General features: G+C 52.7%; 16 protein-coding genes. 6 read left to right on the top strand and 10 right to left on the bottom strand.

The window, feature by feature from the left end:
• Nucleotides 1–154 precede the first annotated feature (154 nt).
• From MHI43_RS23810 to MHI43_RS23785, 6 genes are all read right to left on the bottom strand, one after another.
• On the bottom strand, nt 155–3,322 hold the full coding sequence (locus MHI43_RS23810) for an MMPL family transporter (RefSeq protein ID WP_015736775.1): 3,168 nt from the start codon (nt 3,320–3,322) through the stop codon (nt 155–157).
• Complete coding sequence (locus MHI43_RS23805) at nt 3,319–3,771, bottom strand: MarR family transcriptional regulator (protein WP_015736774.1); 453 nt, start codon at nt 3,769–3,771, stop codon at nt 3,319–3,321. Before MHI43_RS23805 ends, MHI43_RS23810 begins: the two co-directional genes overlap by 4 nt.
• A gap of 189 nt (nt 3,772–3,960) precedes the next feature.
• Nucleotides 3,961–5,157: an oxalate decarboxylase family bicupin gene (locus MHI43_RS23800; protein WP_015736773.1), complete on the bottom strand. Its 1,197-nt coding sequence runs from the start codon at nt 5,155–5,157 to the stop codon at nt 3,961–3,963.
• A 193-nt stretch (nt 5,158–5,350) separates the two neighbouring features.
• The gene (locus MHI43_RS23795; protein ID WP_015736772.1) at nt 5,351–5,905 is read right to left on the bottom strand and encodes an HXXEE domain-containing protein; all 555 of its coding nucleotides are present in this window, start codon (nt 5,903–5,905) and stop codon (nt 5,351–5,353) included.
• 136 nt (nt 5,906–6,041) lie between these two features.
• Nucleotides 6,042–6,665 carry a TetR/AcrR family transcriptional regulator gene (locus tag MHI43_RS23790; RefSeq protein WP_015736771.1) on the bottom strand — a complete coding sequence of 208 codons (624 nt, stop codon included), beginning with the start codon at nt 6,663–6,665 and terminating at the stop codon, nt 6,042–6,044.
• A 292-nt stretch (nt 6,666–6,957) separates the two neighbouring features.
• Nucleotides 6,958–7,854, bottom strand: coding sequence for a LysR family transcriptional regulator (locus MHI43_RS23785; RefSeq protein WP_015736770.1), 897 nt, complete (start codon nt 7,852–7,854; stop codon nt 6,958–6,960).
• Nucleotides 7,855–7,986: 132 nt separating this feature from the next.
• Between MHI43_RS23785 and MHI43_RS23780 the strand changes: the two genes are divergently transcribed.
• Entirely contained in the window at nt 7,987–8,907 is a 921-nt protein-coding gene (locus tag MHI43_RS23780; RefSeq protein WP_015736769.1) for an NADP-dependent oxidoreductase, read from the top strand.
• Nucleotides 8,908–9,217: 310 nt separating this feature from the next.
• Nucleotides 9,218–10,096 carry a DUF4097 family beta strand repeat-containing protein gene (locus tag MHI43_RS23775; protein ID WP_341283171.1) on the top strand — a complete coding sequence of 293 codons (879 nt, stop codon included), beginning with the start codon at nt 9,218–9,220 and terminating at the stop codon, nt 10,094–10,096.
• 87 nt (nt 10,097–10,183) lie between these two features.
• Here the strand turns inward: MHI43_RS23775 and MHI43_RS23770 are convergent, their stop codons facing one another.
• From MHI43_RS23770 to MHI43_RS23760, 3 genes are all read right to left on the bottom strand, one after another.
• A complete protein-coding gene (locus MHI43_RS23770; RefSeq protein WP_015736767.1) occupies nt 10,184–10,885 on the bottom strand; it encodes a MerR family transcriptional regulator in 702 nt (233 codons plus the stop codon).
• A 130-nt stretch (nt 10,886–11,015) separates the two neighbouring features.
• Nucleotides 11,016–11,882: an alpha/beta hydrolase gene (locus MHI43_RS23765; RefSeq protein WP_015736766.1), complete on the bottom strand. Its 867-nt coding sequence runs from the start codon at nt 11,880–11,882 to the stop codon at nt 11,016–11,018.
• Nucleotides 11,883–12,085: 203 nt separating this feature from the next.
• Nucleotides 12,086–12,709 carry a CGNR zinc finger domain-containing protein gene (locus MHI43_RS23760; protein WP_015736765.1) on the bottom strand — a complete coding sequence of 208 codons (624 nt, stop codon included), beginning with the start codon at nt 12,707–12,709 and terminating at the stop codon, nt 12,086–12,088.
• Nucleotides 12,710–12,941: 232 nt separating this feature from the next.
• Between MHI43_RS23760 and uvrA the strand changes: the two genes are divergently transcribed.
• The 4 genes from uvrA (at nt 12,942) to MHI43_RS23740 (ending at nt 19,030) form a co-directional block, all read left to right on the top strand.
• Nucleotides 12,942–15,443, top strand: coding sequence for an excinuclease ABC subunit UvrA (uvrA, locus tag MHI43_RS23755; protein WP_015736764.1), 2,502 nt, complete (start codon nt 12,942–12,944; stop codon nt 15,441–15,443).
• A 29-nt stretch (nt 15,444–15,472) separates the two neighbouring features.
• Nucleotides 15,473–17,236: an ABC transporter ATP-binding protein gene (locus tag MHI43_RS23750; RefSeq protein ID WP_015736763.1), complete on the top strand. Its 1,764-nt coding sequence runs from the start codon at nt 15,473–15,475 to the stop codon at nt 17,234–17,236.
• A gap of 97 nt (nt 17,237–17,333) precedes the next feature.
• Nucleotides 17,334–17,723, top strand: a complete 390-nt coding sequence (locus MHI43_RS23745) for a tautomerase family protein (RefSeq protein ID WP_015736762.1) — start codon at nt 17,334–17,336, stop codon at nt 17,721–17,723.
• A gap of 404 nt (nt 17,724–18,127) precedes the next feature.
• Nucleotides 18,128–19,030 carry a LysR family transcriptional regulator gene (locus tag MHI43_RS23740; RefSeq protein WP_015736761.1) on the top strand — a complete coding sequence of 301 codons (903 nt, stop codon included), beginning with the start codon at nt 18,128–18,130 and terminating at the stop codon, nt 19,028–19,030.
• A 258-nt stretch (nt 19,031–19,288) separates the two neighbouring features.
• Here the strand turns inward: MHI43_RS23740 and MHI43_RS23735 are convergent, their stop codons facing one another.
• Nucleotides 19,289–20,122 carry an AraC family transcriptional regulator gene (locus MHI43_RS23735; protein ID WP_015736760.1) on the bottom strand — a complete coding sequence of 278 codons (834 nt, stop codon included), beginning with the start codon at nt 20,120–20,122 and terminating at the stop codon, nt 19,289–19,291.
• Between the last annotated feature and the right edge of the window lie 133 nt (nt 20,123–20,255).

Here is a 20,255-nt window from a genome sequence, read left to right as displayed (position 1 = left end):
CATAACGGCCCGTACCATACTCTGAATGCGATAGCCCTGCCCTTACGGAAGAATGGTATGAAGATTCCGATGTTTGGGAGGGAACGACAAAAGGGCTGCATCCCCCGTATGCCTAACGAGGGTGCAGCCCTTTTTATCGTATTCAACATGTTAATTACATCTTCAGGTCATGACCCGTTCTGGAAGCGTCGCCCTGTTCCTTAGGGCTGAACGGCCACCAGTTGGCCCGGCCGAAGATGCGAACCATCACCGGCACGAAGAATGGCAGGAACAGGAGAGCATAAAGCACAAGTCCAACCAAGACGACCGTGGCGATCTGCATCATGGACAATACGCCGGATGGATACATGGCCGCAAAGGTACCGCCAAGAATGACCACCGCGGACAGAATGACCGTGCCCATGTTGCGCATGGCATGGAGAATGGCATCCTGAACGTTCCAGGCTTTGTTCTCGTTGAAGCGTGCCATCAGGAAAATGCTGTAATCCACCCCTAGCGCAATCAGCATCACAAAGCTGAAGAACGGCGTGGCCCAAGTAATGCCGGAATATCCGAAGCCGTGGACGAAGATCATCTCCGTAACGCCGACGGCGGTAAAGTACGTGATGACAAGCGAAATAATCAGGTAGATCGGCATCACGATGGATCGCAGCAGCACGACCAGGATAATGAAGATTCCGCTCAGCATGAGAATCACGGTACGCGTGTAATCTTCATTCGAGATGCTCTGCAAATCGTTGTTGGTGCTGGTAATGCCGCTGATGGCAACCTCGGCGTTCTCCAGCTTCGTGTCTTTTACTGCACGGTCGACGGCTGCCTGAATCTGTTCGACGCTGCCCAGCGCTTCTTCACTGTACGGATTGGTTGACAGCACCACATCCAGCGTCATCACTTTGCGGTCATCGGACAAGTAGGTATCGAATACCGTCTGGAATTCTTCGTTCTCCAGGGCTTCCTGCGGGATGAAGAATCCGCTGAGGTCCTCATCCTGAACGTCCTGAATTTGCTGCAGGTAATCCTGAGCGGAATGCAGTCCGTCCGAAATTTGTTTCAGCCCGTCGGCGCTGGAATTCAGTCCTTCCGTCAGCTCTCCGATCTGTCCGGTAAGATCGCCGAACCCGTCGGCAAGCTGCTTCTGGCCGCCTTGCAGCTGGTCCAGTCCGCCCGTAATGGAAGGGATCTGGCTTACGATTTGGCCCTGCCCGTTAGCGGCTTGCGAGAGGCCGGATTGAAGCTCTGCGATCCCGGACACAAGCTGCTGAAGACCGTCGGCAAGCGCCGTTTGACCTGCGGCTGCCTTGGCGTAGCCGGCGTTGGCTTCCGATAAGCCTGCCGATGCGCCCTTAAGCTGCTCGGAGATCTGTCCCAATCCCGCGGCCAATTCGGCCGTGCCTGCTGCCGTTTGGGTAACGGTGCCTTTAATCGTTTGATAATCGGTATCCTGAACGAGTTCCGGATGGCTGCTCTCCAATCCCGTGAAGGAGCCTTCAAGTCCTTTCAGAGCAGCGGCAACGCCGCCCAACTGTTCCTGGATTCCGGCAACGCCGCCGTTTAGGGCCGCTAATCCGGTGTCGAGCTGCTTGTAGCCTTGAAGCAGCTGGTCGTGGGCAGCAGCCAACTCTTTCGCGCTTTGCGCTGCCTTGGCGAGTCCGGCTTTGAGCTCGCCGGCACCGGCGCTTCCGCTTTGTATCCCTTTTTGAATGGCGCTGAGACCCTGACCCAGCTCGGTGATGCCGTCCTTCAGGTCGGCCGTTCCCTTCGTCAGCTCTTGCGCTCCCGCAGCAGCCTCATTCAGCTTCGGCGCATTCTCGCTGAGCTGCTTGCCTGCTTCGGAAAGTCCGTTCTGAATTTGGGTCAGCCCGTCTTTGGACTCCCCGAGTCCTTCGTTTAACGTTTTGACTTGAGTTGGAATGAGGAAATCGTTGATTTGCTCGCCGGTTGGACGCGAAAGTCCGCGAACGCTCGAAACGCCTTCAACCTTTTCCACTTCCCGGCTGATTTTTTCCGCGAGTCCCATGTACTCCGCCGTATCCATCCGGTCATCGTTCTTGATCACGATGGTGGAAGGCAGCGACTGCCCGGGACCGAAGCTGTCCGAAATGATATTAAAGCCCTTGACCGAATCATAACTCGGACCGATTTCCTCCAGGCTGTTAAACGACAGCTTGCCGCTGTACGTAGCGAGGAAGGGCCCGACGATGACGGCCACGACGAGCATGGCGGCCCAAGGACGCTTGAGGGAGAAGGAACCGGCCGCTCCCCATAGTTTATTTTCGCTGTGTTCCAGCTTGCCGCGTGACGGCCAGAAGAGTTTCTTCCCGAGGACCGCCATGAAGAACGGCACGACCGTGACTAACGCAAGAAGCATAACCGCGATGCCGATGGCAACCGCAACCGCGGATTTATACAGAATGAACTTGGATAAACCGATGGCTGCAAAGCCGACGAATACGGCAAGCCCGGAATAAAGCACGGTGCCGCCGGCTTTCCGATAAGTTTCGATAATGGCCGATTGGGTATCTTCGGACGTGGTGAGTTCTTCCTTAAACCGGCTGATCAGCAGGATGCAGTAGTCGGTTCCGATCCCGAACATGACGGCCACCATAAAGATCTGGGTGAAAGTGGATATCGGGAAGTTGAACTGGTCCACGAGAAATGATACGACCGACTGGGACACGAGATAACTAAGCCCCACGGTCAACAGCGGCACGAACGGTGCCACGAAGGAACGGAAAACAACGAACAGGATCAACAGAATAAAGATGACCGTAATATATTCCGTTTTCTTCAGGCCTTCCTCGGAGCTGACGATGGTATCTTCGTTGATGAGACCTTCGCTGGTCAGATAATGATCGGCTTGAACGCCTTCGAGCACCTGATCGACCTTCCCGGGCAGCTCTTTCACGGCTTCTTCGCCCCCGCTGACCTGAAGCGCGACCATGATGGTCTTGCCGTCTTTGGCGATGAGCGTGTCTTCCAGCTCCGTCTGCGTGAACGGTTCATTAATGGAATCGATGTGAAGGCTGTCTTTATTGTCGTTTAAAGCTTGAACGCCCAGCCGGATGCTTTCCTTATCCGCTTCGCTTAACCCGTCGGGTTTGTTGAAGACAAGCGCAACCTGGTTCAGAGTTTCCCCGCCCTCGCCCCCGGAGGCTTCCTTCAGGATTTCAGCCGCGCGCGAAGAGGTGTATCCATCCGGCACGGATAGCTGGCCCTTCTCCCGCACCAGGTCCGCCATGGAAGGCGCGAACATAAACAGCGCGACGGCGGCCACCAGCCACAGCACGATGATGGCCCATCTTGCTTTCAGTATAGCTTTCAATTCTTTCTCCCCCCTGATTCAAACATCAATTGCCCCAGTTTCTCGAACATCGAGATAAACATTTCGATATCTTTTTCTTCAAAATGCTGCAGGTAAGGGGAGACGATCTCCCTTATCTGCTCCTGGGCCGATTCAAAAATCGTATGTCCGTACTCCGTTAAAGTCAGATACACCAGCCTGCGATCCGCTTCGTCTCGGGTTCTGTCGATAATGCCGGCATCCACGAGGCGGTTGACGATGGCCGTGACCGAGCTTTTGCCGACCGCGAGCGCTTCCGCCAGATAGGATGAGGTACAGCGATCCATGCCGTTGATCAAGCGTACCACCTGAAACTGGTCGCTGGTGAGGTCTTCGCCGAGCTGCTCTCGGATCTGGGCATTGATCCGCCGCGATACCAGCAGGTAGACATCGACATAGCGGTCGATCCACTGCCTTGCTTTGTCGTTCAATGATAGTTCTCCTCTCAAATAGTTCACGTATGAAATAGTTTCATTAATGAACTATATGGCAGAAGGAAGGAAAAGTCAATCTCAGCATGAGAGCACATGCAGACCGCCTCGGAATCAAGCCCTTTGGCAGGCCTGCAAGCTCTTTTGGTAAAACGGGCTATGTCTGAGACAAAGAAGGGGAGTGGAGCGTTATCGCGGATAATACGAAAATCCCGGATATTTTACGACGGGCCACTTCTCCTTGCGCAAAGCGTCGGTGACTTCGTTTCCGACGTTCAGGTTATCCCGGACCAGATCCCGAGGGGTCAAGGCCATCCATTGATTCAAGGATATATCCTCGAACCGGTCGCTTCTGAACATTTCCAGAAACCATAAGGATTCCGTCCCCGTGTTCTGTATGTAGTGACCGAAGGCAAAAGGCACGTAACCGACGTCGCCGGCTCTGTAATCGAAGGTCCGAGCCGCTCCATTGCCTGCAAATACGGTCATTCGTCCCTGCCCGGTCAAGTAATACTGCCATTCGTCCTGATTCGGATGCCAATGGAGCTCTCTCATGGCGCCAGGTTTGATCTCGACTAACGCGGCAGCAACGGTTTTGGAGATCGGAAAATTGCGGGAATCCACGATCCTTACGCTTCCGCCAGGGGTTATGATCGGTTCTTGCGCCAACAGCCGGTGCTTGAAGCTGAGCGGCACCGTTCCGTAGGGAGACTGCACCTCCTGGCTGGCAAGCGAACCCGGTACCTGGTCTTGAAAAATATAAACCTGCTCCTTAGGGATATGATCAAACGCGTTCTCCGGCACGCCGAAGTTGGCGGACAACACGTCCTTAGGCGTGTGGGCAAACCAGTCGGAGATCGATAAGGTGTTCAGGTCCGAGAAGTGGCCGTCGTCAAAGACCAGCAGAAATTCACAGCCTTCCTCGAGTCCTTGGATCGAGTGGGGGAGGCCGGCCGGAAAATACCAAAGGTCGCCCGGTCCCACATCCGCGATAAAATTCCTGCCGCTTGCATCCATGGCCGTAATCCTGGCGATGCCCCATATCATATAGGCCCATTCCGCCTGCTGATGCCAATGCAGCTCCCGAACTCCGCCGGGCGTCAGGCTCATGTTCACGCCGGCCAGCGTGGTTGCAATCGGCAGGTCCCGTACCGTAATTTCCCGCGACCAGCCGCCATGATTCAGCTGCATATGCGTGTCGGAGAACGACATTTTCAGATTCGGCATCAAGCCCGCATCCGTGACCGGAGGGACAAGCATGTCGGGATTCTCGATATCCCTCATCACATCCCGCGGACCATAGTCCGGCCCGCCAGCACCGTCGCTGCGAATCGGCTGGGGTATACGGCCGGCATTTTCTCGTTTCTGGTTCTGATCCTCCATCATCGGTATCTCCCTCCACATGGTTTTTACGAAACGCATCCGTTTAAACTGCCATCCATTAAGTTTATGAGCCGGCGCTTGGCTAATATGTTGAGGAAGCGAGGTTGCCCAGGGAGAGATTCGCAATGACATATCTCACGTTCAATCGAAAAGAGTGTTGACATTTGAAAGCGCTGCAGGGCACCGTTATCGGAGCCTACGTATTTATGCGGTGCGGCGCGATTCGTTTCCCAAGCGTTAAACCAAACCACACCAGAAACAGAATGAGCGGCATGGAGATCAGGGTTCCCATCGCGAATGCCGTGGCATCCACGATTCCAGTGGACAGCAGGCGGTTGAGCGCATAAATTCCGTAAGGAATTTCAAGGAACGCAGCTGTAATGACGCCAGGGGTGTATGCTTTCAGCGCGATTGAGGCCCCCACATGTTTCACGCCGTCCAGCAGGAACACCGTAACGAACCCCGCGAACAGGGCGTTGAACGGGCTGCCGATATGGAAGATATGCGCCGTTAGAAACGTTACGCAGGTGAGGATGAACCCGATCAGCAGTACGGCAAAGGAGAATTGCAGGGTGATGTTCTTATCCCACGAAATGGAGACGGGCGAAAATTTCGTGATCCAGGGGCTGTTCTTGTTCTTCCTGAGCCACCATTCCATCGTGGCAATTTCTTCTCCGTCGTGAATGAAAAATACAACCGGCAGCAGCCACAACAACATGACGAAATTCCAATCCGGCATGAATGACAGCATAATCCTCATTTCTCCCTTCAAACCATATTAGCGATGCCTAACGAAAAGAAACTGAGTAAACACTCAAATTGTGAAGATAAAAGAAGCCGATGCAGCATGTTCTATACGGCCATCAGCTATTTGTACACATCGCTTTTCACGGAGAGAAGACGTCATGATCCGGTTCTTCGTTCATCCCATGCAGCAGCAGCCGGACGAGCTCGCGAATATAGGATTCGTCCCCGAGCGGGAGCGCTTCCTCTCCGAAACGGAAATGGAGCATGCTATAGACCAGGATGGACGAGGTCATCATCATCATGGCAACCTGAACCGTGTGTTCCGGTTGACGACTCGATCCCGCCGCCTGTTTGAGCATGCTGCTGCTTACAGTCCCAAGACCACCGATCAGCCGCAAAACCTCTTTTGATACCTCGGCATCCTTCATGAGTTCAGGTGACCAGATGAGCATCAGATAATCCATGTTCGTCCTGAGGAACTGGAGATATGCGATGCCGTATTGAAACAGGGCCTCGTCCGCAGGAAGCTTCGACAATTCACCTGCATCCTCTTGAAGCTGCGCAGCAAAGGAAAAATTGTTCACAAGAAAGAGCAGCAGCTTCCGTTTATCTCCAAAGTGGTAGAAGATCAGCCCCTCGGCCACGCCGCTTTCGGCCGCAATCTCTTTGGTTGTCGTTTCATGGAATCCCTGCTGGGAGAACAGCTTCAGAGCGGCGTTCAATATCCGTTCCTTCTTGGCATTTCGACGGGTTGTTGTAGGCATAGTCAGATGTCTTTCTCCTTTGGAATGAAATAGGCAAAACTTCCTTGTGGAGCTTCCGGTTTCCATGGATGCTAAATAGTCATGAGTGATGAATTCAAAATACTGAGTGTTTACTCAAAAGTATAATCACTCCCCAAATATTGTCAACCCTCGAAGTATCACCGCAGGGACTGTTCATTGTGGTCTTGTTCTACCAAGGTGCACGGACAGACAACGTGCCCAAGTGGAATAGCCAGAGAGTGAAACGGCGCTGCAGGGTTTGAAATTTCGATATCATAAAAAACCACGTCGTTTACGACGTGGTTATGTCTCTCTTACCGTGATCCGCATAATATTCGACGAGGTAATCGCGGAAGGAAATCGCGGCCTTGGACAAGTATCTGGATTCCAGCCATGCGATTTGGAATACCCGGCGTGCGAGAGGTTCTTGAATGCTGAGCTTCGTCAGCTTTAATTCCTCGCTGCTTCTGCATTCCCCGATTAAAGCCACGCCAAACCCCGAACGGACCAGATCGGCGATGGTCCCGGGGTCTTCCACCTCGCAGACGACCTTCGGTTGAAAACCGGCTTGTTTGCAAAACTCGTTATTCATCTTCTGATACGGATGGCCCTCTTTATAACCCACAAAGGATTCTCCGGCAGCCTCGCTTAAGCGGATGCGATTGTTTCCGGCTAAGCGGTGGGTGGGAGGGACTGCCAAGAACACTTCTTCCACGTGCAATGGCAAGCTGCGTATATCCGGATGCCGAACGGGCATGGAGGTCAGAAAGAAGTCCACTTCATTATGTTCAATCGTCTGAACCATATCCTCCATCGAGGACTGGATAATATGAAAGTTGACCTTCGGATGTTCGCGCAGAAACAAGCGTAAAGGCTCGCGGAGCTGCTCCATGTTGGACAAGGCCAAATGAATGCGCCCATGCTCCAGCCCCGCAAGATCTTCCACTTCCCGCCTTCCCTCTTCCAGCAGCTGCAGGGCAGCTTTGGCTTTCGCCAAAAATGCTCTGCCGAACGGATTGAGGCGGATTTGCCTGCCTTGGCGTTCAAATAACGGAACCCCGAGATTCTCTTCGAGTCTGGAGATCGTCTTACTGAGCGCCGGCTGAGCAATATGGAGCTCCTCTGCGGCTTTGGTCATATGTTCAAGCCTTGCTACGGTAACAAAATACTTCAGCTGCAACATTTCCATTACGGTTCACCGTCCCTGCTTATATACTCCAGTATATATATACATAGATTATTTTGTATTTTTTATTATCTATCGATGATTATAGAATGGTCTCAGAAACAAGATCAAGGGATGTATGAAAGGATGATCGATATGAAAGCAGCTGCGTTCAGTACGATTGGACCGCCGGAAGTTTTGCGCGTTATGGACTTCGAAGATCCCAAGGCCGGCAACGGCCAGATAAGAGTTAACATCAAGGCTGCAGGCGTGCAGCCGGCCGACTGCGGAATCAGGGGAAGCGGCTGGGCGCCGCCCGGGGTGACATTGCGGATGCCGCAAATCCTCGGCAACGAATTCGCCGGAACGGTTGATCAGGTAGGAGAGGGAGTGATGGAATTTGAAGTTGGGGATGACGTCATTGGCTGGTCACTACTCGCCTGCTACGCTGAATATGTTGTGGTCAGCGCAGACCAAGTTGTACGGAAACCCGATTCGATGCCATGGGAGGAAGCGGGTGCCTTGACCGCATCAGGGCAAACCGCCCATACGGCACTTGGGATGCTAGGGGTTGGCCATAAGGATACGGTTTTGATTCATGCGGCAGCGGGGGGAGTCGGCTCCTTTGCCGTCCAGATCGCTCGAGCCTGGGGAGCGCGGGTCATCGGGACCGCAAGCGAGCGAAATCATGATTATCTTCGTTCACTGGGCGCCGTTCCCGTTGTTTATGGACCAGGCCTTGTAGACCGGGTCAAGGCTTGCGCCCCCGAGGGAGTGACAGCTGCGCTGGATGCCGCCGGCGAAGAAGCGCTGCGGGCCTCGGTGGCGCTTGTCGGCGACCGGAGCCGCATCGGAACGATCGTGGCCTTCGATCTGGTAGAAGAATTGGGGGTGCGCCCGATCCGCAGCCAGCGCTCCAAGGATCGATTAGCGGAATTGGTTCAAATGTATGAACAAGGGAAGCTGAAAATCCATGTGTCGCAGACGTTCTCGCTGAGCGAAGCGGCGGAAGCGCATCGTGCCGTGGAATCCGGTCATGTTCGGGGAAAGGTCGTGCTGCGGATAGACCAGCCATGAGAACCGCGCATGATTTTAGAGAAAAGGGTTGTTCCAAGAGTAGATCTTTTACTGCAGCAACTTCCTTTTCTTTTTTTTAGCTTTGTCCCCGATTTTCTACCGTTACAAAACCATGATTGAAATTTGGGGGCAACAGCGATTGGAAGAATGATCCGTACGTGCAGCGTCATACAAAAGACGGAGGGGGCGTCCCAGACTAAGGTCCAGGAAGAAACTGGTCCGCGGCAGCGTGTGAACTTTTTCCTCCGCGATATAATGGACATATACATAAACAGGAATGGACGTGGAGGATTTGAAGAGAAAACAGAGCATGCTGGCCGTGAAAATTTCGTCGCTGTTGATATTTGCCGTGCTGGTCGGATGCGACGCTGCCCAAAATGCCGATGAAGCGGTAAACCGGGAGCTTGATAAATTAGCGGAAATCGGGAACATAGCCGGCGAATCAGCGATAGCCATCAGCGATCAAGTAAAGCGGGAAGGGAAGGAGTTCGAATGGACGACGGCTCAGGAAGCCGGCGCAGCCGAGGGACTGGTCATCGACCATGCCGTAGGCAATATCGAGCTTATCGCGGCATCCGGTAACGAGATCAACGTGAAAACAACCGTGTGGTTCAACGAAAGTTTTTTCAAGAACGATAACATTCGCACCCAGGTGACGGAGCAGGCCGCTACCTCCTTGACGCTCCAGGACGGCATGCTGGAATTAAGGACGCATCCAAGAGACGACTCCGGCATTAGCCTGTGGGATTGGTCGCAGAAGCAGTTCGGCGATTCCGGATTCATGATTGATTATGTGATCGAGGTACCGGAAGCCCTGCAGAATATCCGTATCAAAAATGATGTCGGGAAGGTAAGGGTGAACGAGTTGAAGGGGGCTTTCGAGCTGCAGCTGGGAGCCGGGGAAGTTCAGCTCAACCAAACGGAAATCACGGGCAGCTCCAGGATCGTATCCGAAGCGGGGAGCATCAAGCTGGATATTGGGCAGATCGACCCGGACGGCTCGCTGACGGCCAACACATCGGCAGGCAGCATCACCGCTGCGTTCGCGCCGTCCATGAAATATACGCTGGATACCGAAACCGAGCTGGGACAGATTACAGGAGCAAGCCGGGGACAGAGCGACGTTAACGGCGGCGGAGCGAAAATATCCCTGACGACCTCGGTCGGTTCCATCAAGGTTAATCCATAAGCGGCACATACACACAAACAAACCCGGATGAGGCTCCGGGTTTGTTTTTTTGTTACAGCAATAACCAATGTGCGAATGGATAGCGGATTACATTAACTTCAATACTTGGCACAATTGATATAAGTAGTGCACGCCGCGTATCTGGTTATGATTGAGGTGATTGAGGTACACCAGCGTGTCCTTGAGCACCCGTCTGGCGTTATGAACCTGATGATGCTCGAGCTCATGCAGGACGTCCTTGATGACTTCAAGCGGGTAATTGGCTGAGCGGAGAATCCGAATGATCATAATCTGCCGGATTTGGGCACCATCGAATTTCCGGTAGCCGTTATCCTGATCCCGCGGCAGGATAAGGACGCCTTCCTTCTCCCAATGGCGGATGGCCGAGGTGGGAACGCCGATCTCGGCCGCAACCTCCCCGATGGTCAGCTCTTTCTTGCGGCCTCGGGCATCGACTGCGTCAAGCTGCTCCGTTTCCAGAATGCGGATGGTCCGCTCCGCAAGGATTTTATCCTGCTGGAGGCGGGCTTGCACCTCGCTTACGATCCAGAGCGCATCATCCAGCTCCCTTTCCAGCAGCTTCTTCATGACTCGCTTCGTCACGTCTACGCCGAAACCGGGAAACATGGCGCGGATGCACTCGAAATAAGCGGCATGCTCCTCGGTATATAACCGGTAGCCGTTCGGCGCACGCTCGGCAGGAGGGACAATTCCCCATTTCTCATAGTGCTTGAGCGCACTTGTGGTAATCCCGAGTTTCTTGGCGATATCAATCGGTCGGATGCCCATGATGTCCCCCCTACTTCATCCGGATCTGCCTGAATCCTTACTTATTGGGGGATTGTATCATGAAGTGCGTTTCCGAGAAAAGACGGATGAAAAAATAACCTGTCACCTTGGGTTTGAATCATGCTCAGAATCATTGCCGTTCCAAAAATGCCCGGATGTATTGAACGATTTCCGGTCCATGGGATTCCAGTGCAAAATGACCGGCACCCTTCAGAAGATGCAGCTCGGCATGAGGCAAATCACGCAGATACGGATGGGCTCCGTTCTCAGGGAAGATGTGGTCGCCTTGCCCCCACACAATCAGGGTTGGCGGCTGAGCATTGCGGAAATATTGCTGCCAAGCCGGATACAAGGGAGGATTCGATCCGTAATCCAGGAACAAATCCAGTTGAATATCCTGGTTGCCGGGACGGTCGAGCAGCGCTTGATCCAAGGTATAAGTGTCCGGGCTGATGAGGGAGGCGTCATCGACTCCATGCGTATACTGCCACTTCGTTGCCTCGATGCTGGTAAGCCAGCGCAGAGCCTCACGTTTATCCGGGTTTGCCGGATCTTCCCAGTAAGCTTTAATGGGATTCCAGAATTCTTCGAGTCCCTCATCGTAGGCGTTCCCGTTCTGAATGATCAGGCCTCGGATCCGCTCGGGATGTCGCGCCGCGATCCGGAACCCGACGGGAGCACCATAGTCCATCAAGTACATATAGAAGGTCTGGATATTTAATTGTGCCAGCAATTCTTCGATGAGCTGACTGAAATGGTCAAAGCTGTAACGGAACTGATCATGGTCTGGCGCGCTGCTGTAACCAAATCCCGGATAATCAGGTGCGATCACATGATACTGATCGGCAAGGGACGGAATCAATTGACGATACATATGGCTGGAAGTCGGGAAACCATGCAGCAGTAATACGACAGGCGAGCCGGGAGCTCCTGCTTCACGGTAAAAAATGTCCAAACCGTTGATTTGAGCCGTATGATACTGGATTTTATGTTCCATTGGATAAACGCCTCCTTGAATACCTGCGATTTTTTTATGAAGCGATTGCTATGTAGATCCTTTTGACTGGTCGTCATTTATTTGTAGAACACTTCCCTCCTTTTTATTAACCATCATAACTCATTTAAGGGTATTATATATCCCGAGTATTAACCTGTAAAGTTTTATTTTGGGTATTAAAAAAGGAATCTTAGACGGTTTATCTAAGATTCCTTCGTTTGTTGTTTCTGACGCTCCAGATAGGCAGCGACCTTCATGCGGTTTCCGCATGTTTTGGGGCTGCACCAGCGCCTTGTGCCGTTTTTGCTATTGTCGTAAAAGCGAAGCACGCACGCCGGATTTTCGCATTTTTTCACCAGCTTCAAGTCATGGGTCGTTAAAAAATCAACGGCAGATGCGGCGATCGGGCTCAGCAGGTCCAGCGGCTTCCGAAAAAGCATCCGGCTTTTGCGGCTGTACGCGCTGTCTTCGGCCACAAGCACGGTACGCATGATTTGCTCCTTCAGCAGCCCGTTGATGAACTGCAGGCTTGCTTCGGTTGAACTCTCGTTCGCACTGCCCGGCTGAATCAGATGAAAGATGTGGTGGCGGAGCAATCTGGCGGACTCCACGATCCGGGCTTCCTCCTCGTTGCCGTTATATACCGCCTTGCGCAGGTTGCGTTCCGCCTCCGACAGCAGGTTCGCCTTCACCATCCAATCCATTAAAGAATCGAAAGTATCCAGCAAATCCAGCGGCTGAGCGTTGACAGCGATCTTGGTATTCACGAAATCCAGCACGGGATGGTTGCCAATAAAATAAAATTCGGGTGCGATTTTTTTCGGCATGGGTACCTCTCCTCTGAACACACGATACGTAGCGTAGATATTTATAGCCTATTATAAAGTCAATTGCGGTGCACAGACAACCAACAGGGCATCAAACATTGTACATAAACCTTAAAGCTCCGTGACGGCTTTCGCCGTTGAAAACAGTGGTGGAGCAACCTTCGCAGGTTTGAAATTTTGTACTTGCATCAATGTTGTAAGATGGGTTTGTAAAATGAAGGAGGTAGGGAAGATGGAAGGAACGATTAAGATTCGCGGTGCCAGGGAGAACAATCTGAAAAATGTTTCGCTTGAGATTCCAAAATACAAACTGGTCGTCATGACAGGTCCGTCCGGCTCGGGCAAGTCTACGCTGGCCATGGATACGCTGCAGCGGGAATGTCAGCGGCAGTACATGGAATCCATGGGCATGGTGTCGGACTCGGTCAGCAAGCCGAAGGTGGATTCGATTGAAGGGCTCTCCCCGTCGATCAGCGTGGGTCAGCACATAACGAACCGGAACCCGAGATCCACCATCGGAACGGTGACGGATATCTACACGCTGCTCCGGATTCTGTTTGCCAAGCTGGGGGAACGAAGCTGTCCTTCCTGCGGCGAGAAGGTGATACCGAGTGTGGACGGAGAAGCCTATCACGGCCCCTCAGACGAGGAAGAGATCAGCGATTCCCACGAGACGGTTCATTGTAGGCGATGCGGTCATGGTCTCGACAAATTGACGATGTCGCATTTTTCCTTTAACAAGCCGGAAGGCGCATGCGAAACGTGCAGCGGACTCGGTCAGACGGTCAGCCTGAACATGGAAGCCGTGTTCCAGCTTGATTTGAGCCTAAGAGACGGCGGGGTGGCAATATGGTACAGCGCTCTCACCGATTATAACATCAGCATTCTGAAAGCAGCAGCCAAGTATTACGGGTTTGTGTTCGATGAGTTTATGCCGCTTCGGGATTATGGCGACGTTCAGCGCGATCTCCTGTACTATGGCGTGGAGAGCGAGCCGTTCAGCCGGCATTTTCCTGACGTGAAGCCGCCGAAGTCCGTAGGACAAGGCAAGTACGAGGGCGTAGTCACCGGAATATGGAGAAGGTACCGGGAGAAGGGGAGCGAGTCCGGGGAAGCGGCCCTGTTTCATGAGCATGTCTGTCCGGATTGCCACGGAACGAAGCTGAAGGAGGACAGCCGCCGCGTCCGGATTGACGGCGTCTCCATTAACGAAGTTAACGCATGGTCGATCGGGGAAGCGCTGAATTGGATGGAGGCGCTGCTGAAGAAGCTGACGGCGGACCAATTAACGATCGTGGAACCGCTCATTTATGATTCTGTCGTGAGACTAAAGCGCATCATGGATGTCGGGCTGGGTTACATGTCCATGGAGAGGCAGGTCGTCACGATGTCGGGCGGGGAAGCTCAGAGGCTTCGGCTCGCATCGATTCTGGGCTCCGGCCTCACGGGCGTGCTGTACATTTTGGACGAACCGACGACGGGTTTGCATCCCAAAGATACCAGGGGGCTTATCCAGGTTCTGAAACAACTGAGGGATCTCGGCAACACGGTGCTTGTCATCGAGCATGACGAAGAAGTGATGCGGGCCGCCGATCATATCATTGATATCGGACCGGCTGCGGGAACGATGGGCGGCACGGTCGTCGGTCAAGGAACGCTGGAGGAATTGATAGGGAATCCCGAGTCCGTGACCGGATCGTATTTCCGGGATCCCACGATGCTGGCGGCTCCGACTCGGCGCAGGACCGGAAACGGCAGCCTGCTGACGATCGAGGATGCACATCTGAGAAATCTGAAACATATTACGACCTCTTTCCCGCTAGGCTGTCTTATATCCGTGACAGGCGTATCGGGATCTGGTAAATCCACGCTTTTATTCGATCTTCTGGCGGAATCCGGAAGCGATCAATCAACTCCAATCGGCTGCAAAGCCATCACGGGCTGGGAATCGGTGGGACAGCTGATCAAGGTTGACCAATCGCCGGTATCCCGAATGCAGCGCTCTAACATTGCTACCTATACGGATGTTTACACTCATATCAGAAACTGGTACGCCAGCTTGCCGGAAGCTAAACAGAATCATTTAACGGCCAAGCACTTCTCCTTTAATACGCAAGGCGGGCGCTGTGAGACATGCCAAGGCCTTGGCGTCGTGTCCGTGCATATGCACTTTCTGCCGGAGCTGGAAGTACGCTGCCCGGACTGCAAGGGCAAGCGCTTCAAGGAAGAGGTTCTCCGCGTGACTTTTAACGGTTACACCATCTCCGATATTTTGGACATGACGATTGGGGAAAGTCTTGCCCTTCTGGAAGTGAAGCCAAAGATCATGGAATTGACCCGGCTGCTCTGCGATGTCGGACTTGGATATTTGAAGTGGGGACAATCGGTGAGCACCCTGTCGGGCGGCGAGGGACAACGGATCAAATTGGCAAAGGAACTGAGTAAAAAAACGAAAAACCACACGCTCTATTTGCTGGACGAACCCTCGACAGGGCTTCACCCTGGAGACGTCAGGCAGCTTCTCGTCCTGTTAAACCGTTTGGTGGATGCGGGGAACACCGTGATGTTGGTTGAGCACAATCTGGACCTGATCTGGAATTCCGATTGGATCATCGATATCGGGCCTGGCGGGGGAGCAGCTGGCGGATCCCTGGTGGCGACAGGAACGCCCGAAGAAGTGGCTGCAGTGGAAGCCTCCTTTACCGGCCGCTTTATCAAAGAAATCTATATGTGACGGGTTGAACGAGAAGGGAGGAAGTTTGAATGGAGCAAACCGTAGATGAGAAAGGCAAGGTAACAAAAACCACGGTTCGATATTTTATCCAGCTGCTGCGTTCTTCGGGCATTCCGAAGCTGATGCTCTTTCTGGCAATCGTATTAAGTTTGGTCGGGGCGGTGACGGGACTTATCGTCCCGCTCATCACCGGCCAGCTCATCGATAATTTCGCCGCAGATGCGTTTAATATTGGCATGGTCGGCTTTCTGGCCGTCCTGTTCCTGCTGGAAGCCGTGGCCAGCGGACTTTCGTATTATATGCTTGCCTATGTCGGGAACCAGACGGTGAACAAAATTCGAAAACGGCTTTGGACGAAGGTGCTGGCCCTGCCGGTTCCGTTCTTCGACAAGCATCGCTCGGCTGAGACGATGAGCCGTGTGACCAACGATACGAATGAAGTAAAGACGCTGATCACGGATCATCTGATCGCTTTTTGCTCGAATCTGCTGACCGTTCTGGGGGCTGTTGCGATCCTGTTTTACCTGGATTGGCGGATGACCCTCATCATCCTGATTGCCGTTCCGGTCGGGTTCGGCATTTTGATGCCCATCGGCGGAAAAATGTACAAAATCTCCATCAGCATGTATGGACAGCTGGCCCAGCTGTCCGCCATGCTGACCCAGGTGATCGGCGAGATCAGGCTGGTGAAAGCCTCCAATGCAGAGCGGAGGGAGGAGAAAAGCGGGTATGAGGATATGGACAGCCTGTACCGTTTCGGCATGAAGGAAGCCAAGATTAACTCGGTTCTGATTCCGTTGATGTCGATGGTCATGGTCGTTCTGCTGGTGGTCATCATCGGATACGGCGGCGTTCGCGTTTCTTCCGGTGCGCTCAGCGCAGGCGAGCTGGTATCGTTTATCCTGCTGCTCTTCCAAATCATGTTTCCTTTCAGCCAGTTCGCCACGTTTTACTCCCAGCTCCAGAAGGTGATGGCGGCAACCGAGAGATTGCGGCTTATCCTTGAATTCGAACCGGAGAGCGATCATCGTGCGGTGCGGTCGGCACCGGAAGGTCATCGGGACGTTGAATTCAAAAAGGTTACGTTTGCTTACCATGAAGGTGAAACCATTCTGTCCGACGTAACCTTTTCCATTCCAGCCAAGAAGGTTACTGCCCTGGTCGGGCCCAGCGGCAGCGGCAAAACCACGGTATTCTCCTTGATTGAGCGGTTCTATGCGCCATCCGGCGGGGAGATTTGCTTCGGTTCGGAAGCGATCCGCGATTATACGCTGGAGTCCTGGCGGCGAAAGCTCGGATATGTGTCCCAGGACAGCCCGCTCATGACCGGAACGATTCGGGACAATATCATCTATGGGCGGGAGGAGCCGGTCTCCGACGAGGAGATTGCGGAAGCAGCGCGGCTCGCGTACGCGGAAGGGTTTATCGAGGCCTTGCCGAGAGGGTACAACACGGAGGTTGGCGAGCGGGGTATCCAGTTATCCGGAGGTCAGCGCCAACGGGTCGCGATTGCAAGGGCTTTGCTGCGGAAGCCGGACATCCTGCTGCTGGATGAAGCGACGGCAAGCCTGGACAGCGACTCCGAGCACGAAGTGCAGAAGGCGCTGAACAATCTGATGGTGGAACGAACGACCGTGGTCATCGCGCACCGGTTATCGACGGTCGTCAAGGCGGACCAGATTATTGTGCTTGAGAAGGGTCATATTACGGGAAGCGGCACGCATGAAGAATTGATCCGAAGCCATCCGTCCTATGTCGAGTGGGCGAAGAAGCAGTTCCAGACCGGGGAATAGGGACGGGGCAGGAAGGATTATTTACTGCCTGAAACGAATATAACGACAAGGTGACATAGCCTTTAGTTTAGATGAGATTAGAGGAGATGAGCAGAGCATGGCACAGATCAAAATTTACGGCGTCCGGGAGCGGCTGAACCCGGTGAAGGAGCAGCTGTCGGAAGTGATACATTCGTGCGTGGTAGACGCATTTGAACTTCCGGCGGATAAGAAATTTCATCGTTTTTTTCCCATGAGTCGGGAGGATTTCTACTTCCCTGACGGGAGAACTGATCGTTACACGGTGATCGAGATCAGCATATTTGAAGGCCGGACGGTGGAGGCTAAGAAACAGCTGATTCGATTGCTGTTTGAACGGATTCAGCAAACGCTGCATGTCTCTTCCCAGGACGTGGAGATTACGATTTTCGAAACGCCGCAGCACAACTGGGGAATCCGTGGGCTTCCCGGGGATGAACTGGCTTTAGGGTATAAGGTGAATATTTAGAGGCTTAGCTAGTATTAACAATTGCAAACAAGCGCTCGATTACCGCTGGCTCCGGAAGCCTGGTGATCGGCGCTTGTTTTTTGTTCATTCGTGTTTATTTACGGTGGCACTCCCGATTTCGTAAGGCGTAACCCCCTCATACATGAGATGCATCGACATCCCGGCCGCGGCATGGTCCAAATTTATTGCTCTGTATTCGTTTTGCATTCAGCGTACGGACCAAATGTGTAGAACTGTTGGAGATGATCTTTACATTATGTAAAGGATCCCTTCTTATCGTGAAAAAGGGTTATAATGGTTCTTAAAAAGAGGGATAGGACTAGTCGCATTGGAAACGCGATTGTTTTGTGCTTGTGGAAGACAAATATGTTCTTGAACGTGAAGTATAAAAAGGGGGAATCACATTGACCTTACAACAATTAAAGTATGCCATCGAAGTTGCCAATCGTGGTTCCATGAACGAGGCGGCCAAACGACTATTTATTTCCCAGCCCAGCCTGTCCAACGCGATCAAGGATCTGGAGGAAGAGCTTCGCATTACGATATTCGAGCGGACGAACAAAGGAATATCCTTGTCCAAAGAAGGCGCGGAGTTTCTCGGCTATGCGCGGCAGGTGGTGGAGCAGGCAGAGCTTCTGGAAGGGCGTTATCTGAACGCAAAGCCTTCCCCGCAGCATTTTTCGGTATCCACGCAGCACTACGCCTTTGCGGTCAATGCCTTCGTGAAGCTGGTCCAGGAATACGGGCAGGATGAGTACGAATTGGCGCTGAGAGAGACGAAGACCTACGAAATCATCCAGGACGTCAAAACCCTGCGCAGCGAGATCGGCATTCTCTACCTGAACGAATTCAATGCCAAGGTGATCAACAAGCTGCTGAAGGATGCAGGGCTTCAGTTTACCAGCTTGTTTACGGCGAGCCCGCATATTTTTATTAGCATCAAAAATCCGCTGGCCAAGCAGTCCATCGTGACCATTGACGAGCTTCAGAATTATCCGTATTTATCCTTCGAGCAGGGGGAATACAATTCGTTCCACTTCTCGGAGGAAATCCTCAGCACGCTGTCTCACAAAAAAAGCATCCGGGTCAATGACCGTGCAACCCTGTTCAATCTGCTGATCGGTCTGAACGGGTATACCATTTCGACCGGGGTGCTGAGCGCCGACCTGAACGGGAACGAGATTATTCCGGTTCCGCTCGCCTGCGATGAGACGATCAACGTTGGATGGATCAGCCATAAAAACGCGACCCTGTCCAAGCTTGCCGCAGCTTACGTCGAGGCGCTGCATGAAGCGATTGCCACTTGAATTTGCGGATATAGCTTCCGGCCATCGCTAGCCTGATTATTACGGCTCACGAATGGCGCGGCAACAATCATACCACATGGGTGGGCTTCATCCGGCGGATACGAGTCTGTGGCCGAGCATCTATACGGCATAGCAGCAAATGGGAGAAACTGAGTTTCCTTAAAGAGACCGCGGACGAAATAGGGAAATAAGTTGTCACTTCTTCATCTCCCTGGGAGTATCGGAATCACATTCCGGAACATCCCAGGGAGATTTTTATTAGCGGTTCGACATGATCTGGTTACGGAATTCCCCTGGCGACATGTTGGTGAACTGCTTGAATACCCGGCATAAATAATGGACCTCCATCCCCACCTGCCTCCCGATTTCCTCCAGCGTCAAATCCGTGGTCATCAATAGACCCTTTGTTTTCTCGATCCTGACTTTAATAATATATTGCACGGGTGTCATCTTCATTTTGGATTTGAAGAAGCGGATGAAATAGTTGGGATTATAATGGATAAGTCCTGCCAGCTGTTCCACGCTGACGTTATCGTTGATGTGCTCCTCGATATACTGGAATACCGTGTTCAGCTTCTGCATATCAGGCAGCATGGACAGCGAGATTTGGCGATCGGGAACGATATCAAGATAATGTCGGACAAGCTTCATCAGTATTTCGTTCCTTTGCAATGGGGCGGTCCAAGCGCTGCTCCGATAGGCATCGATCAATTCCTTGAATAACTGCTCCATATATGACTCGTCCGGCACATCCAGCACGTGGGGAAGATGAATTAGCTGAAACAAGTTCAGGGTGTCCACCTTGGCGGTAAAATGGCACCAGAACTTCCTGTAGGTATTGTCGTTGACGACAGAGATGGAATGAAGCGATCCGGCCGGCATGAGAACGATTTGTCCGGGGGAGGGACGATACTCTTGATCATCGATCTTAATCCAGCCTTCTCCTTCCCGTATAAAATATAGGGCGTTATAGGACGGCCTCATATTAAAGAAGCGCCAGTTCTGGGACACTTTATCAACCTTGGCAATGGATAAGCGAAGATTCGCGTTAGCCAGGTAATTCTGAATCAACTTCAGGTGGTTAATATCCATTGGCTGCCCCCTACCGGTTGTGTATTTTGGATACATTGATGTGTTTTTTATGCATTTCAAATCCGAGCGGCGTTCATTAAGCTAAAAGTGGAGTTCCTATTCTATGACAAATCCAGGGGGAGGTGTTGACTGT

It is taken from the genome of Paenibacillus sp. FSL H8-0457 (assembly GCF_038051935.1).
GTDB classification, from domain to species: Bacteria; Bacillota; Bacilli; order Paenibacillales; family Paenibacillaceae; genus Paenibacillus_AQ; species Paenibacillus_AQ lautus_A.
Note: the sequence above shows the minus strand (reverse complement) of the source record. Positions and strands in the feature narration are given on the sequence as shown.

Coding starts and splice junctions, on each gene's coding strand:
- MHI43_RS23800 (WP_015736773.1), bottom strand. CDS start 5,157: ATGATGGAGGATCAGAACCAGAAACGAGAAAATGCCGGCCGTATACCC.
- MHI43_RS23795 (WP_015736772.1), bottom strand. CDS start 5,905: ATGCTGTCATTCATGCCGGATTGGAATTTCGTCATGTTGTTGTGGCTG.
- MHI43_RS23790 (WP_015736771.1), bottom strand. CDS start 6,665: ATGCCTACAACAACCCGTCGAAATGCCAAGAAGGAACGGATATTGAAC.
- MHI43_RS23785 (WP_015736770.1), bottom strand. CDS start 7,854: ATGGAAATGTTGCAGCTGAAGTATTTTGTTACCGTAGCAAGGCTTGAA.
- MHI43_RS23780 (WP_015736769.1), top strand. CDS start 7,987: ATGAAAGCAGCTGCGTTCAGTACGATTGGACCGCCGGAAGTTTTGCGC.
- MHI43_RS23775 (WP_341283171.1), top strand. CDS start 9,218: ATGCTGGCCGTGAAAATTTCGTCGCTGTTGATATTTGCCGTGCTGGTC.
- MHI43_RS23770 (WP_015736767.1), bottom strand. CDS start 10,885: ATGGGCATCCGACCGATTGATATCGCCAAGAAACTCGGGATTACCACA.
- MHI43_RS23765 (WP_015736766.1), bottom strand. CDS start 11,882: ATGGAACATAAAATCCAGTATCATACGGCTCAAATCAACGGTTTGGAC.
- MHI43_RS23760 (WP_015736765.1), bottom strand. CDS start 12,709: ATGCCGAAAAAAATCGCACCCGAATTTTATTTTATTGGCAACCATCCC.
- uvrA (WP_015736764.1), top strand. CDS start 12,942: ATGGAAGGAACGATTAAGATTCGCGGTGCCAGGGAGAACAATCTGAAA.
- MHI43_RS23750 (WP_015736763.1), top strand. CDS start 15,473: ATGGAGCAAACCGTAGATGAGAAAGGCAAGGTAACAAAAACCACGGTT.
- MHI43_RS23745 (WP_015736762.1), top strand. CDS start 17,334: ATGGCACAGATCAAAATTTACGGCGTCCGGGAGCGGCTGAACCCGGTG.
- MHI43_RS23735 (WP_015736760.1), bottom strand. CDS start 20,122: ATGGATATTAACCACCTGAAGTTGATTCAGAATTACCTGGCTAACGCG.